Here is a 15,038-nt window from a genome sequence, read left to right on the forward strand (position 1 = left end):
CGTCGGCTTCCCGGATCGCGCTTCATTCGATCTCCTCACATGCACGAATAATCAACGAAGTGTCCTTGCGCATGAACACGGTACCCCAACGTTGGTGAACGTAAGCGAAAGCGGCAGTGAAGTCATTCGTCATCGCGTTCCGCAAGCCATCCATTGCGCCGAGCAAATGCATTCGGGATTCGATGGCCCGTGATGCGGGATTCGTGTCCACGGCGACGACGTTAAGCGTAGCGCCAAAATGGATGAAGTCGCGGCCGGAAACGCACGTGCTGCAACCAGCCACGGCGGACAACTTGGCCGAATCCGTCGTGACAAATTGTCCATTGCCGATGGCCCCGCGCCGCCTAACTCATTGATATGACGATGCGCTCAGACTGGCACGCCTGTTGCTAACCACTCCTCGATGCACGTTTCACGGTTAGGCAAAAGAAGGAGATGAAAATGAACTGGGATCGCATCGAGGGAAACTGGAAGGCCGCAAAGGGCGCACTCAAGGCAACATGGGGCAAGCCGACTGACAACGACATTGACATCATCAATGGCGACAGGGAGCGGCTGGAGGGCAAGCTGCAAGATCTCTACGGCATCGACAAGAACCAGGTCCGCAAAGAAGTCGACAAGTGGGGCAGGGAAGCAAACTGGGATCGACCCTGATTGAGTGATCCCGGCGCATCGACGGCTGCGGCGAAGCAGCATCGACTCCCGATTTATATTCATCGTCCGCACCGGACGATCACAGCGGATCGAAACGCCGCGCAGAGCTTGGATCGACGAAGTCCGGCCTCAAGATTCTCTCGGACAGCGATTTGCGCCCCCGGCGAGAGCACCAAGCCAGGACAGGATACACGAGGAGATACAATGTCCAAGGATCACGACGAAGCGTCACACGGATCGCAGGACGCGCGACGTCACAAGATCGATCATCAAACGCGCAACGAGTGGCTTCACAGAGACGCCGGCCTTCAGGATGCGTGGCGCGCTTCCGGCATGACGCGCGATGACTTCATTCGGCACAACGAAGGTCTGATCGACAAGGTGATCGTCGCTAACCTCGATCAGGATCGATAGAGCGAGCCGGTAGCACGGCCCGACGGGCTGCGGGCGATCCCGTTTAGGTGGACCGAATGAAGACCTTACTGAAGATCTGGCAATTGCGGAGTTGATTTATGTTGGACGGTAAGCCGCGCTTCAAGACGTATCATCATCCCGCCGGTGGTTGGGGTGCCGCCGCAGCGACTGCAAAGATTCTTCTCGAGCAGAGTGTGGTGACGAAGGGATCGCGCGCGCTTCTGTCAATGAACCAGCCCGGCGGATTCAAGTGCTCGAGCTGTGCGTTTCCCGACGCGGAATGCAAGAAGACGCTCGATTTTTGCGAGAATGGCGCCAAGGCGTTGGCATTTGAGGCAACGAAGTTTCGAGTCACGCGAGGGTTCTTTGAGCGGAACACCGTGTCCGAGCTCATGGAGCGGTCGGACTACTGGCTCGAGATGCAGGGACGTTTGACGGAGCCGATGCGTTACGACTCATCGTCGGATCGCTACGTGCCGTGCAACTGGGACGACGCATTCGCGCTGATCGGTCGGCATCTGCGATCTCTCGACAGTCCGCACGAAGCGGAATTCTACACGTCCGGCCGTACGCCCAACGAAGCGGCGTTTCTCTATTCGATATTCGTCCGGGAGTTCGGGACGAACAATTTTCCCGACTGCTCGAACATGTGCCACGAGCCGACGAGCCGGGGCTTGCCGCCCTCCATCGGTGTCGGAAAGGGCACCGTTATCCTGGATGATTTCGAGCACGCCGAAGCGATATTCGTCATCGGGCAGAACACCGGAACGAACTCGCCGCGGATGATGAGCAATCTGGTCGAAGCGAGCAAGCGCGGGGTTCCGATCGTCGCCGTCAATCCGATGCCCGAACGTGCGCTGGTGCGCTTCGCTGATCCGCAAGATGTCATCCAGATGGCAACTTTCGGTTCGACCAGGATTGCCAGCGAGTTCGTTCATGTCCGCATCGGAGGCGATCTCGCCCTCCTGAAGGGCATCATGAAAGTCATGTTCGAACGAGAGGAACGTGGCGAAAAGATCGTCGACTGGGAGTTCATCCGTGAGCATACCGTCGGTCTGGATGCGGTCCGGAACGACGCGCTGGCGCAGACATGGTCGGAATTGGAGCGGGTCTCGGGACTTGAGGAATCGCAAATCCGCCGTTGCGCCGAAATCTATATTCGCTCGCGCGCGACGATCATTTGCTACGGGATGGGCATCACCCAGCATCAGGAGGGATCGCGGCTGGTGCAGCAATTGGTCAATCTGCTCCTGCTCAAAGGCAATTTCGGCAAGCCGGGCGCCGGAATTTCACCCATTCGCGGTCATTCCAATGTGCAGGGAGATCGCACCGTCGGTATCGACGAACAGCCGAGCCAGGACTATCTCGATCGCGTTCGCGATGTCTTTGGGTTCGAACCTCCGCGCGAACACGGTCATCATACCATTGAGTCGGTCGCCGCGATGCAGGCGGGGACAGCAAAGGTTTTCATCGGCCTCGGCGGCAATTTCGTACGCGCGGTACCCGATACCGAACGATCATACACAGCGATGCGAAAGCTTGCGCTGACGGTCGCAATCACGACCAAGCTGAATCGCGGCCATCTGGTTCACGGTCGTGACGCCTTGATGCTGCCTGTCATCGCGCGCTCGGAAATCATCCGGACGGCAGCCGGCGAGCAGTTCGTGACGATCGAAGACTCGATGTCGAACGTCACGGCGTCTCGCGGTGTATTGTCGCCGGCGAGCCCGCATCTTCTGCCCGAGGTGGAAATCGTCTGTCGGATCGCGCAAGCGACGTTGCCGGACAGCAAGGTCGACTGGAAGAGCTACAGCAAGGACTACGGCTTGATCCGCGACAAGATCGCGGAGGTCTATCCGGAGATCTACAGCGACTTTTCCGAGCGTATCGAAAGCCCGAGAGGTTTTCACCTCGACGTGCCGCCACGCGAACGGGTGTGGCCGACGCCGAACGGCAAGGCGAACTTCCTGCTTCTGCCGGGTCTGGAGGTGAACGCATCCGTTTCGGATCCCGAGATGCTGCGACTGGCGACCATTCGCTCGCACGATCAATTCAACACGACGATATACAGCAACAACGACCGTTACCGCGGTGTCTACAATGACCGCATGGTGCTGTTCATGAACGCCGAGGATCGAGCGGCGCGAGGGCTCCAAGACGGCGCGAGCATTGCGCTCGAGACGATCAGCGATGATGGCATACAGCGGCGCGTGAGCGGATTGAAGGTGCTGGACTATCCGATGCCGCGCGGATCGGTTGCGGGATATTACCCCGAGCTCAATCCGCTGCTGCCGCTCGATTACTACGACAAGATCAGCGGGACGCCCGCAGCCAAGTCCATTCCGGTACGGGTTGTTGCCGCTTAGTCGGCCGGATGCCGGTGACGAAGTGCCGGGGCTCTTATCCTGAGGCAAGGAGGGGACATTGCTGGACAATCTCGATGCGGTGATTCTGGCGCGTGCCCAGTTTGCGTTCACCGTCTCGTTCCATTTCATATTTCCATCGTTCTCGATCGGGCTTGCGAGCTATCTGATGGTGCTCGAGGCGTTGTGGCTGAAGACGGGGCAGGGCGTCTATGCCAACCTGTTCCGCTACTGGTTGAAGATCTTCGCCGTTGTGTTCGGAATGGGTGTCGTCTCAGGGGTGGTGCTCTCATATCAGTTCGGTACGAACTGGTCGGTATTCTCCACGCGGGCTGGACCGATCATCGGGCCGCTCATGGCCTATGAGGTGATGACGGCCTTCTTTCTGGAGGCGGGCTTCCTCGGCGTCATGCTGTTCGGCATGAGCAAGGTCGGCAAAGGTCTTCATTTCTTTGCAACCTGCATGGTCGCGCTCGGGACGCTGATCTCGGCAACCTGGATCATTGCCGTGAACAGCTGGATGCAGACGCCAGCGGGATTTGCGATCAATGCGAAGGACCAGTTCGTGCCCGCCGGATCCTGGATCCCGATCATCTTCACCGCGAGTTTTCCGTATCGCCTCGTCCACACCGTGATCGCGGCCTATCTGACGACGGCGTTCGTGGTTGGCGGTGTGGGCGCCTGGCATTTGCTGCGGGACCGCGCCAATGCCGGCGCGCGCAAGATGTTTTCGATGGCGATGTGGATGGCCGCGATCGTGACCCCGATCCAGATCCTCGCGGGTGATGCCCACGGACTCAACACGTTGGAACACCAACCCGCCAAGGTTCTGGCCATGGAAGGGCATTACGAACCCAGTCCCGATGGCGCGTCGCTCATCCTCTTCGGCTTCCCCAGCAACGCGGCAGCGCAGGTCCGTTACAAGCTCGAAGTGCCGCGTCTCGGATCGCTGATCCTCAAACACGATCCGGGCGCACCCCTGCCGGGGCTCAGCGACTTCCCCAGGAATCAATGGCCGCCGGTGCCGATCGTGTTCTGGTCGTTCCGGATCATGGTCGGCCTTGGATTTGCGATGCTCGCTGTCGGTCTCTGGAGCCTGCTCGCGCGCTTCCGGGGAAGGCTCTACGACTGGGCCTGGTTGCATCGCGCCTGTGTCGCGCTCGGACCGGCAGGCTTTGTCGCGGTGATCGCTGGATGGGTGACGACGGAGGTTGGTCGGCAGCCCTTCACCGTCTATGGGCTGTTGCGAACGGCGGAATCGCATTCGCCGTTGGCTGCGCCGGCGGTGGCCGCCTCGCTTATCGCTTTCGTGCTGGTGTACTTCGCAGCGTTCGGTGCCGGCACCTATTATCTCCTGCGCCTGATGGCGAAGCCGCCCGCTCCGGGGGAGAAGGAGCCGCCGAAGGTACCCCAGCGCGCCGCGGGTATTACTCCGGCGGGCAGCGTCGGCGTGCCTCTGACCGCGGCGGAGTGAGGCCATGTCCAGCATCGACCTTACCACCTTCTGGGCTGCCATTATCGGCTTTGCGGTGATGGCTTACGTCGTCATGGACGGGTTCGACCTCGGCATCGGAATTCTGTTCCCGAGCTTTGCGGTCGGCGACGAGCGCGACCAGGCCATGAATTCGATCGCGCCGGTCTGGGATGGCAACGAGACGTGGCTGGTGATGGGCGGCGGCGGTCTGCTGGCGGCGTTTCCGCTCGCCTATGCGATCATCCTTCCGGCCACCTATCCGTTGATGATCGCCATGCTGCTCGGGCTCGTCTTCCGTGGCGTCGCCTTTGAATTCCGCTGGCGCGATCCAGGGCATCGGCCATTATGGGACATTGCGTTCTGGTTGGGCTCCCTGGTGGCCGCCTTTGCGCAAGGCGTGACCCTCGGGGCAATTCTGCAGGGTATCCACGTTGTCAATGATGCGTATGCCGGCGGCTGGCTCGACTGGCTCAGCCCATTCAGCATCCTGACCGGCGTCGCGGTCGTGATCGGCTATGCGCTGCTCGGCGCAACGTGGCTGATCTGGAAGACCGAGGGGACGAGCCAACGTCACGCACGCCGTGCCGCCTTCTGGCTCGGCGCCGGTACGCTTCTGGCGCTAGGAGCCGTCAGCGCGGTGACACCGTTTCTCGATTATGACTACTGGCGGCGATGGTTCGCAATGCCCGGCGTCTTGTTGACGGCCCAGGTGCCGCTGTTGGTGCTGATCTGCGCGGTAACCTTCTTCTGGAGTCTGAAGCGTGAGTTCGAGCGGCTGCCGTTCCTCACGGCGTTAGCACTCTTCCTGCTGAGCTTCATCGGGCTCGGAATCAGCATCTATCCTTACGCTGTTCCACGCGCGATTACGATCTGGGATGCCGCGGCACCGGTCGAAAGCCAGTTGTTCATGCTGGTGGGTGCCTGCGTGATTATTCCGCTCATTCTTGCCTACACGGGTTGGGCCTACTGGGTATTTCGCGGCAAGGCCGGCACCGCAGGATATCACTGATGCAGGCGCGACTTCCGCTATGGCAACGGCTCGTGTGGTTGGCCGCAATCTGGATCGCAAGCGTTGTGGCGGTCGGCTTCGCCTCTGGCGTGATCAGACTGTGGCTACGTTAGCTCCCCTCCATTCATCCCGATTTCCAAACCGTCCCGCTTGTCGCGAAGCAGCGAATATAGCGGGAAAGCATCGTCGGCTTCGGCACGTTCCCAAATGACACATACCGCGAATTACGATCTGACAGCACTCTGGACGATCTTTCTTTCCTTCTGGCAGCGAAGCATCCTGGACCTCACTGTCGGACACCTCATCGTTTCGATCGTCATTCTTGCAATCGCGGTGCTGATCCGGCGCTTCTTTAGCCGCACTGTCATCTCTCGTATCCACGCATGGTCTTCGGGCAAAGAAGGAGACCTCAACCGAACGATCGTTGAGGCCCTTGCTCCTCACCTCCAGTCCATTCCAATCGTCTTGGCCATTCTTATTATCGGCGAGTTCATTCTCACCAATCAGAGGCTCAAGGACGGGCTCCTCCAGGTCGATCAATCGTTGATCGCATTCACGATCTTCTGGGCGTTGTTCGAGGTGATCGGACCGCTATGCGCGGTTCTGGATGGCCGGACACCGATATTCAGTCGGGCCATGATCGGTTGGACGGTCAGGGTCGGACGCGCCATCATCGTTGCGCTGGGCGCTACCGCTATCCTGGAGGTCTGGGGCATTCACGTCGGACCGGTGCTGGCAAGCTTCGGGCTCGTCGGTGTTGCGGTGGCGCTGGGCGCCCAGAATCTCTTCAAGAACTTGATCTCTGGAGTCTTCATCATTGGAGAGCAGCGCTTTCGAAACGGCGATTGGATCCTCGCCGAAGGAATTGTCGAGGGCACGGTCGAGACCATTGGTCTGCGAACGACAAAGGTCCGTCGGTTCGATCAAGCGCCTGTATTCGTCCCGAACTCGTATCTGGCGGACAATGCCGTCACGAACTTCTCGCAGATGACGTTCCGCCGCATTTCCTGGATCATCGGGCTCGACTACAGCACGACCACCAGTCAACTCCGTGACATCCGTGACGCGATCGAGGCGTACATCCTCGGTAGTCCGGATTTCGTTCACCCACCCGAAGCCGTGGCGTTCGTGCGAGTCGACAAGTTCAATGACTCGTCGATTGATCTCATGGTCTACTGCTTTACCCGCACCACGGTCTGGGGGGGATTGGTTGAGGATCAAGGAGGAGCTGGCGTATGCCATCAAGGCGATCGTGAAAAAGGCTGGATCTGATTTCGCCTTCCCAAGCCAGTCGCTCTACGTGGAGACCATTCCAACAGGGATCGAGCTGTTTCCTCACGACACGGCGCCGGGCAATGATCCGACGAACGGGATGCGGGCGGCTGTTCCGAAGGGGGGGTGACATGAATCCCAGCATCCGCGGAGATCCTGCTCAGGAGCACCGGATCGAGCGTTGAACTGCGGGTCGCTGACCCTGTTGACGAATACTCGAGGCCCTGCCGGTAGACCGAATTCCGCCAATCGCAGACGGTTCTCGCCGGCGAGTTAGCCGTCCGCGCTTTGGTCATTTTGGCCCGGAGATTCCGGACAAAATGACCTTTCAGCGACATCGATTGTCATAACTGATTGAAATCACGGCGTTCGCGGTCTGGCACGTCGATTGCGTTGTCGTCACTTGCAAGAATGTCGTCGTCTGCATTGCAGGGCCGGCCCGTGTGCAGCGAGCCACCAACAACTCAATCTCTGGGCAATTCATCATGACGCAGACAACTGGAATGTCGGAACCGAGGCGAGCGTTCACGGGATTGATGACCGAAGCGCAAGGGAAGTGGGGTTGGTTCGTTGTTCTGGGCATTTTTGTTGTGCTGGGCTTCGGAGCTCTCAGCAATCTGCTATTGGCGACTATCGCAACGATCTTCTACATCGGCGTCTTGATGATCGTCGCGGGCGCTTTCCAGATCGTCCATGCGCTTAGGGTCAAGGACTGGCGCGGGTTCTTTCTTTGGGGCCTGGGCGGCTTTTTCTATGCCGCGGCCGGTATGACAATCGTTCTGGATCCAGCAATCGCTTCACTTGTCCTGACACTCATATTGGCCGTTTTCACGATCGCGTCCGGCCTCATGCGCCTGCTGCTCAGCTTTAGAGCAAGGGGAGATCGTGGCTGGGGCTGGCTGTTTGCCTCCGGATTGCTCACCGCGATCGCAGGATTGGCGTTTCTCCTGGGGTGGCCACTCAACAGTCTCTGGTTGCTTGGTCTGTTGTTGTCGGTCGACCTGGTTTTCCAGGGCTGCACGCTGATTGGCCTGGGCCTGCAGCTTCGCGATTCGCGCTAGACAGTCGGCTCGAACTAGCGAGGATGCGCTCCTTTGACCGACCTTCATACGTCATATCAACGGCGAGACAGGAGAGCCGCCATGACCAACAACGGCCCGCCCAAGAATCCTCATCACAACAGGCAGATTCACCCACACCACTCTCAGGGAGGGGCTCATCAGGCGGGGCATGATGTAGAGAGGATGACGCTTGATGATCCCGCAACGGAAGCAGCCTCCGGATCGCCAGATGCTGCGAGCGCTCCGCCGGCCGCAGCAGAAGACGCACATGATGCTATTGCGCGGCTCGTGGCGGAAAATGTTGATCTTAAGGACCGCTTGCTTCGGGCGCTCGCGGACGCCGAGAATGTACGTCGGCGCGCCGAGCGCGAGTTGAACGACACACGGCAATACGCCGTGACCAGGTTCGCGGGCGATATGGTCAGCGTCGCGGACAATCTGGAACGCGCGATGTCCAGTCTTCCTGCGGCGCTGCGCCGCAATGCCGGCCCCTTCAAGACGTTTGTCGAGGGTGTGGAGCTTACCGAAAAGGAGCTGCTCCGATCATTGGAAGCGCACGGCGTCAAGAAGCTTGATCCGACCGGCAGCCGGTTTGATCCTCACTTTCACGAGGCCATGTTCCAGGTCCAGGATCCGTCAGTGCCAAGCGGCACGGTCACGACCGTCGTGCAGCCTGGTTACGCGATCGGATCACGTTCGTTGAGGCCTGCGAAAGTGGGCGTGGCGAGCTGAAATGCCTGCTCGCTCCTAAAGCAGCCGCTCGACAGTTCCAACGGCTTTAGCAGCGATGGCCTCTGACGGATGACTACCTGTGCTTGGGAAATATCACAGTCATCACGCCTTCGTCGAAGTGCGCGTTTACTTTGTGAGCATCGACCGAACGAGGTAATAGCATCAAGCTCAAGACCCTCGGTCAACGCGAACCCAACCGCATAATCGCGGAGGTCCGACGACGTTGCCATCATCACGGCATAGCCTATCCCGCAGACTTCGATCGCAACGGGAGTCTCAACTGGAACAACACGAATGAACTCGCCGTCATCGCGATCGGTGAATGCAAGGCGTCGTACCGAGACATTCAACGTTTGATTGGTCATTGTCATTGCCCCGCGCTGGCTGACGATCTGATGTCGTTACCCGTTTAGTCAACGTTTCGGCTGAGGCATCATGCGAGCTTGAGCCAATAGACATTTTGTCCGGCGCACTCCGGACAAAATGTCCAGCGTGCCGCGATCTGGCGGCGTAAGTCGTTGAAATCACGCGGGACGTGATGTGGCACATGTGTTGCTCAACGGTAGTGGCGCAGGGCGCAAGCCGCACATAGTCGATCAACGAGAAAGTCAGAGGAGCGCGATGTGGCAAAAGTGATCGGAATCGACCTCGGGACGACTAATTCATGCGTCGCGGTCATGGATGGCAAGAACACGCGCATCATCGAGAACGCCGAGGGCGCTCGCACGACACCTTCCGTGGTGGCCTTCACTTCCGATGGCGAGCGTCTCGTCGGGCAGCCGGCTCGGCGGCAGGCGGTGACCAACCCGACCAATACCATCTTTGCGGTGAAGCGCCTGATCGGCCGCCGCTACGATGATCCGACGGTCGAGAAGGACAAGAAGCTCGTCCCCTACAAGATCATCAAGGCGTCCAATGGCGACGCCTGGGTCGAGGCGGACGGCAAGCCGTATTCGCCGTCGCAGATCTCCGCCTTCATCCTGCAGAAGATGAAGGAAACGGCCGAGGCCAATCTCGGTGAAAAGATCACGCAGGCCGTCATCACTGTTCCTGCCTATTTCAATGACGCGCAGCGCCAAGCCACCAAGGATGCCGGCAAGATCGCCGGCCTCGAGGTTCTGCGTATCATCAACGAACCGACTGCGGCCGCGCTGGCTTACGGTCTCGACAAGAAAAAGCAGGCCAAGATCGCGGTCTATGACCTCGGTGGCGGCACCTTCGACATTTCCATTCTCGATATCGGCGATGGCGTGTTCGAGGTGAAGGCAACCAACGGCGACACCTTTCTCGGCGGCGAAGACTTCGACATGCGGCTGGTCAATTACCTGGCCGACGAATTCCAGAAGGAGCAGGGCATCGATCTGCGCAGGGATAAGCTCGCCCTTCAGCGGCTGAAGGAAGCGGGCGAAAAGGCGAAGATCGAGCTTTCAACCGTCACCCAGACGGAGGTCAACTTGCCCTTCGTCACGGCGGATGCCTCTGGCCCGAAGCATCTTCAGGTCAAGATCACGCGTGCCAAATTCGAGTCCCTGGTCGAGGACCTCGTTCAGCGGACGATCGAGCCGTGCCTCAATGCCCTGAAGGATGCCGGGCTCACAGCGAAGGACATTGACGAAGTCGTGCTGGTCGGCGGCCAGACCCGCATGCCGAAGATCCAGGAGGTCGTGCAGAAGATATTCGGCAAGGAGCCGCACAAGGGCGTCAATCCCGACGAGGTCGTCGCCGTCGGCGCGGCAATCCAGGCCGGCGTCCTGCAGGGCGACGTCAAGGATGTGCTGCTGCTCGACGTGACGCCGCTGTCGCTCGGCCTCGAGACGCTGGGGGGCGTGTTCACCCGGCTGATCGAGCGCAACACGACGGTTCCAGCGAAGAAGAGCCAGGTCTTCTCCACCGCCGAGGACAACCAGAGCGCGGTGACGATCCGCGTTTTCCAAGGCGAGCGCGAGATGGCTTCCGACAACAAGTTCCTCGGCCAGTTCGATCTCGTCGGCATTGCTCCGGCGCCGCGGGGCGTGCCGCAAATCGAGGTGACGTTCGACATCGATGCCAACGGCATCGTCAACGTCTCGGCCAAGGACAAGGGGACCGGCAAGGAACAGAATATCCAGATTCAGGCATCGGGCGGTCTGTCGGAGAGCGACATCGAAAAGATGGTCAAGGATGCGGAGGCGCATGCTGCGGAAGACAAGAAGCGAAAGGAAGCGGTCGAGGCGAAGAACGCCGCCGAAGCACTGCTGCATGCAACGGAGAAGACCGTCACCGAGCATGGTTCCAAGCTCGCGGCGTCGGACCGTAGCGCGATCGAAAGCGCAATGTCTGACTTGCGCGAAGCGTTGAAGGGCGACGATGCCGCGACGATCAATACCAAGGTGAATGCCTTGCAGCAGCATTCGATGAAGCTTGCGGAGGCCGTGCAGAGCGCCGCGCAGGCGGCGCCTGGTGCTGCCCCGGGTTCAGGCGGAGACAATGTCGTCGACGCCGAATTCACCGAAATCGACGACGACAAGAAGAACTCGAAGTAACGCGCAACCGCGGGCGCGAGCCCGCGGGGATCAATCGCGCGTTGCCCCGCCGTCGGGACGAAACGCCAGCTCTCAAGTGCTGGAATGCAATCCCGGCTGCGTCTTTTACTCAAACTTCAGCAGATGTCTTGAAGGCATTCCGCCTTCATTTTGTAGGAGCTTTCTTATGCGACGACGTTCGACGGTCTTCACTGCCTTTGCCGGAGCAATGCTGGCCGCCCTGGTATCAACCGCGCAGGCCCAGCAGCCCGTTCAAAAGGTGCAAGTCGGCGTACTTGAGTGCAAGGGCGGCCCAAGCATCGGCTTTATCGTGGGTGCGGTAACCAATCTGGCGTGTGTCTTGCGCATCAACGGACTGCCCGAAGATTACTATATCGCGACGATTCAGAAGGTCGGTCTCGACATCGGCATTACCGAGAGCACCGCGCTTGCCTGGTCGGTGTTCGCGCCCATTGCCCAGCCCGGCCGCGGCGATATCGCCGGGACTTATGTCGGCGTCGACGCAATGGCTGCGGCAATCGTCGGCGTGGGCGGCAATGTGCTGCTGGGTGGTTCGAACAACAGCATCGCGCTGCAACCCCTGAGCGTGCAAGCGGAAACCGGCCTGATCGTCGCAGCAGGATTGGAGAGCATGACGCTGCAGCCGGGTCGATAGCGTACCGAGACCGACACCGTTCGTCGGTGCGAACGGTGTCGTGCATCACCCGAATAGTCATGCTTTCTCGCCAGGGTTCTCATATGTTGAAGCGACTGTTGACGACGACATCTCCTGTAGTTTTCGCTGTCTTGCTGCTTGGAAGCGCATGCGTCATGCCGACGGCCGCGTTGTCCCAGGAAGCGGCTTGCTCTCAAGTCACGGCCGTGGAAACGCCGCCGCCGCCGTTGCCTCAATACGAGCAGCCCCCCGTACCTGCGCCGGGGTATCTCTGGTCTCCGGGATATTGGTCGTGGGATGAGGATGCCGGTGACTACTATTGGGTGCCGGGAACCTGGGTGCAGCCACCGCGACCGGGTCTGTTATGGACCCCGGGCTACTGGGGCTGGCTTGCGGGAGCCTACATTTTCCACCCAGGCTATTGGGGTGAGCGCGTCGGCTTTTACGGCGGCGTCAACTATGGCTTCGGCTATTCGGGCATTGGCTACGAAGGCGGCCGCTGGGACCGTGGCCAATTCTACTACAACAGCACGGTCAACAATATACGCAACGTGACGATCAGAAACGTCTATCAGAAAACCGTTATCGTCAATGAGACCGTGAACAACGTCAGCTACAATGGCGGACGAGGGGGCATCGAGGCTCGTCCGACAGCTGCGGACAGGGCCGTCGCCAAAGAACAACATTTCGCACCCACGCCGTTACAACGCAAACACGTCGAAGTGGCGAGCCACGACACCCGTCTGTTCAACAGGGCAAACAATGGGGCTCCGCCCGTAGTGGCTACGCCGCGTCCAGCAATCCTGAACGGGCGGGATATTGTTCGGCCGCACACGCCCGCCGAGGCCGCGCCGTCGAATACGGACAAGCCTCGATTTGAGGATCTGAAGGGCACGCGTCCCGAAGACCCCTCGCGGCAGCGGCGCGAAGAGTCTCGACGTCCATCGGAAGCGCCGGCGCGCCAGTCGCCAGCGGGTGAAGGCGGAAAAGTTGCGCCTCGCGAACTTGACCGTGAACGGACGCCGCCGCTCGAGGCCGCCCCGAAATCTCTCGCCCCGGAAGAGCGAAGGCGTGAGGACATCCGCGTGCCGGAGGCAAGGCCGGAGTCCGCGCCGAGGCTGGAGCCTCGCCCCGAACCCATGGCTCGTCCGGCGGCGAGGCCGGAAATCGAGGCCAGACCTGCTGCGCCAGCCGTGAGGCCGGAACCGCAGAGAGAGGAAATGGCCGCTCCTCCGCGCCGTGGACCATCGGGAGAGGAGCGTTCCGGTGAAAGACCCGAGGAGCGGCGGCCCGAGCAACGCTGAGCGTGACGCGGGCGATTCCTGTCAGGCAAGCGGCGCCTGAAACATCGTTGAAGAAGAGCGTGCAGAGGTTGGAAGGTCATGACAGCGAGTCTCGGAGGCAACGGACAACTCGACGACGCCAAGCCGCGGCTGACGGAAGACGACATCGTGCGGGCGCAGTTGGGTCCGCGCGGTGTTCGCGGAGCTCCGGATCCGGCGCGAATGACGCCTCAGCAACTGAAGAACTACCCCAAATACGTGGATCCCGGTCATGTTGAATAATCGGGACCCGGCGCTCGGCCGTTCCTCGCTACGGGCAAATCCAGTCTCTGCCATCTTCAAGTCGGGAGCGGTCATTGGCTAAGAACCCGTACGATGTGTTGGGAGTGTCCTCCTCAGCGTCGGCCGCCGAGATACAAAAGGCCTATCGTAAGCTTGCGAAGAAGCTGCATCCTGACCTCAATCCCGGCGACAAGGCCGCGGAGGAGAAGTTCAAGGAAGCGGCCGGCGCCTATGACCTGCTCGGCGATGCTGACAAGCGCAAGCGCTTCGATGATGGTGAGATCGACGCGACGGGAGCCGAACGGCCGCAGCATCACTTCTATCGCGACTACGCCGATGCCGAAGACCCGCATGCTTACACGAGCGGGGCCGGCTTTGCCGACTTCATGGATTCGGACGGTGCGTTCGCCGATCTGCTAAGGCGCGGGCAGCGCGCACGCGCAAACCGACGCGGTGAAGATCTGCACCATCGCCTGCCGATCGCGTTCGTCGAATCGATCAGCGGCGCAACCAAGCGAATCGCACTGCCGGATGGCGGGACGCTGGAAGTGAAGATTCCTCCGGGTCTGGTCGACGGGCAGGTCTTGCGCCTGAAGGGCAAGGGAGCTCCCGGCGCCGGCAAAGGCGGACCAGGCGATGCCCTCATCGAAGTCGAGGTCATGCCGGATCGGCGCTTCACCCGCGATGGCGACAACATTCTGCTCGAAGTGCCGATCTCGTTGACCGAGGCGGTTCTGGGCGGTCAAATCCGGGTCCCGACACCGACCGGCGACGTCACCATGGCGGTACCGAAGGGATCGAATACCGGCACGACACTGCGCCTCAGAGGAAAGGGCGCGCCGCGCCGAGGGGGGAGTGCCGGCGATGAATTGGTGAAGCTGACAATCGTCCTGCCGAAGCCTGCGGATCCGGAATTGGAAGCGTTCGTCGAGAGCTGGGCCAAGGGAAAAGAGTTCGATCCGCGCGAAGGCACCTTGTAATGACCCTGACCAAACAGGAATTTCTGATCTCCTCGGGACTGCGGGTGCAGACACTCGAATTCTGGCTGGAGCAACGATGGCTGCTTCCAACCGAGGCGGCTTCAGGGGCGCAGTTCTCTGACGCGGATGTGGCCCGCGCGCGCCTGATCCGCGATCTCAAGAGCGACCTGGGCGTCAACGATGAGGGGATCGACGTCATCCTCCATCTCATCGATCATCTGCATGGTGTCCGACAGGCTTTCGCGTTGATGCGTACCGTACTTGACGACGATTCACGAAAGGTCTGACAGAACGGGTGGCCACGGTCGATTGGGGGACAGGCATTAGGGAGCAGCCA

16 protein-coding genes are annotated in these 15,038 nt (G+C 60.3%); 14 read left to right on the top strand and 2 right to left on the bottom strand.

Annotated elements, in window-relative coordinates; translation table 11 throughout:
- Window positions 1-22: 22 nt before the first annotated feature.
- Window positions 23-292: a hypothetical protein gene (locus tag AKN84_RS46105; protein ID WP_128971221.1), complete on the bottom strand. Its 270-nt coding sequence runs from the start codon at window positions 290-292 to the stop codon at window positions 23-25.
- A 149-nt stretch (window positions 293-441) separates the two neighbouring features.
- Here AKN84_RS46105 and AKN84_RS27700 point away from each other — a divergent pair, with 149 nt between their 5' ends.
- From AKN84_RS27700 to grpE, 9 genes are all read left to right on the top strand, one after another.
- Window positions 442-654 carry a CsbD family protein gene (locus AKN84_RS27700; protein ID WP_050423765.1) on the top strand — a complete coding sequence of 71 codons (213 nt, stop codon included), beginning with the start codon at window positions 442-444 and terminating at the stop codon, window positions 652-654.
- Between the two features lie 204 nt (window positions 655-858).
- Complete coding sequence (locus AKN84_RS27705; protein WP_050423721.1) at window positions 859-1,068, top strand: hypothetical protein; 210 nt, start codon at window positions 859-861, stop codon at window positions 1,066-1,068.
- 98 nt (window positions 1,069-1,166) lie between these two features.
- Window positions 1,167-3,434: an FdhF/YdeP family oxidoreductase gene (locus tag AKN84_RS27710; RefSeq protein WP_050423722.1), complete on the top strand. Its 2,268-nt coding sequence runs from the start codon at window positions 1,167-1,169 to the stop codon at window positions 3,432-3,434.
- Window positions 3,435-3,492: 58 nt separating this feature from the next.
- Window positions 3,493-4,905, top strand: coding sequence for a cytochrome ubiquinol oxidase subunit I (locus tag AKN84_RS27715; protein WP_050423723.1), 1,413 nt, complete (start codon window positions 3,493-3,495; stop codon window positions 4,903-4,905).
- 4 nt (window positions 4,906-4,909) lie between these two features.
- The gene (cydB, locus tag AKN84_RS27720; RefSeq protein WP_050423724.1) at window positions 4,910-5,914 is read left to right on the top strand and encodes a cytochrome d ubiquinol oxidase subunit II; all 1,005 of its coding nucleotides are present in this window, start codon (window positions 4,910-4,912) and stop codon (window positions 5,912-5,914) included.
- Window positions 5,914-6,027, top strand: coding sequence for a DUF2474 family protein (locus AKN84_RS50790; RefSeq protein WP_128971222.1), 114 nt, complete (start codon window positions 5,914-5,916; stop codon window positions 6,025-6,027). The genes cydB and AKN84_RS50790 overlap by 1 nt, the downstream gene beginning before the upstream one ends.
- A gap of 94 nt (window positions 6,028-6,121) precedes the next feature.
- Window positions 6,122-7,186, top strand: coding sequence for a mechanosensitive ion channel family protein (locus AKN84_RS27725; RefSeq protein ID WP_050423725.1), 1,065 nt, complete (start codon window positions 6,122-6,124; stop codon window positions 7,184-7,186).
- Between the two features lie 485 nt (window positions 7,187-7,671).
- Window positions 7,672-8,247 (top strand): HdeD family acid-resistance protein, encoded by a 576-nt coding sequence (locus AKN84_RS27730; protein ID WP_244485512.1) that lies wholly within the window; start codon window positions 7,672-7,674, stop codon window positions 8,245-8,247.
- A gap of 81 nt (window positions 8,248-8,328) precedes the next feature.
- On the top strand, window positions 8,329-8,979 hold the full coding sequence (gene grpE / locus AKN84_RS27735) for a nucleotide exchange factor GrpE (RefSeq protein WP_244485514.1): 651 nt from the start codon (window positions 8,329-8,331) through the stop codon (window positions 8,977-8,979).
- Here the strand turns inward: grpE and AKN84_RS46115 are convergent.
- Window positions 8,925-9,344 (bottom strand): formate dehydrogenase accessory sulfurtransferase FdhD, encoded by a 420-nt coding sequence (locus AKN84_RS46115; RefSeq protein ID WP_128971223.1) that lies wholly within the window; start codon window positions 9,342-9,344, stop codon window positions 8,925-8,927. The genes grpE and AKN84_RS46115 overlap by 55 nt on opposite strands.
- A gap of 258 nt (window positions 9,345-9,602) precedes the next feature.
- On the opposite strand from AKN84_RS46115, the gene dnaK reads away from it, so the two are divergent.
- From dnaK to AKN84_RS27760, 5 genes are all read left to right on the top strand, one after another.
- Window positions 9,603-11,501: a molecular chaperone DnaK gene (gene dnaK, locus AKN84_RS27740; RefSeq protein WP_050423727.1), complete on the top strand. Its 1,899-nt coding sequence runs from the start codon at window positions 9,603-9,605 to the stop codon at window positions 11,499-11,501.
- A gap of 166 nt (window positions 11,502-11,667) precedes the next feature.
- Window positions 11,668-12,156, top strand: a complete 489-nt coding sequence (locus AKN84_RS27745; protein ID WP_162240911.1) for a DUF992 domain-containing protein — start codon at window positions 11,668-11,670, stop codon at window positions 12,154-12,156.
- An 83-nt stretch (window positions 12,157-12,239) separates the two neighbouring features.
- Window positions 12,240-13,460 carry a YXWGXW repeat-containing protein gene (locus AKN84_RS46120; RefSeq protein ID WP_202814707.1) on the top strand — a complete coding sequence of 407 codons (1,221 nt, stop codon included), beginning with the start codon at window positions 12,240-12,242 and terminating at the stop codon, window positions 13,458-13,460.
- A gap of 335 nt (window positions 13,461-13,795) precedes the next feature.
- Entirely contained in the window at window positions 13,796-14,701 is a 906-nt protein-coding gene (locus AKN84_RS27755) for a DnaJ C-terminal domain-containing protein (protein WP_050423730.1), read from the top strand.
- Window positions 14,702-14,706: 5 nt separating this feature from the next.
- Window positions 14,707-14,988 (top strand): chaperone modulator CbpM, encoded by a 282-nt coding sequence (locus AKN84_RS27760; RefSeq protein ID WP_050423767.1) that lies wholly within the window; start codon window positions 14,707-14,709, stop codon window positions 14,986-14,988.
- Window positions 14,989-15,038: the final 50 nt, after the last annotated feature.

This window comes from Bradyrhizobium tropiciagri (assembly GCF_001189845.1).
In the GTDB taxonomy this organism is placed as follows: Bacteria; Pseudomonadota; Alphaproteobacteria; order Rhizobiales; family Xanthobacteraceae; genus Bradyrhizobium; species Bradyrhizobium tropiciagri.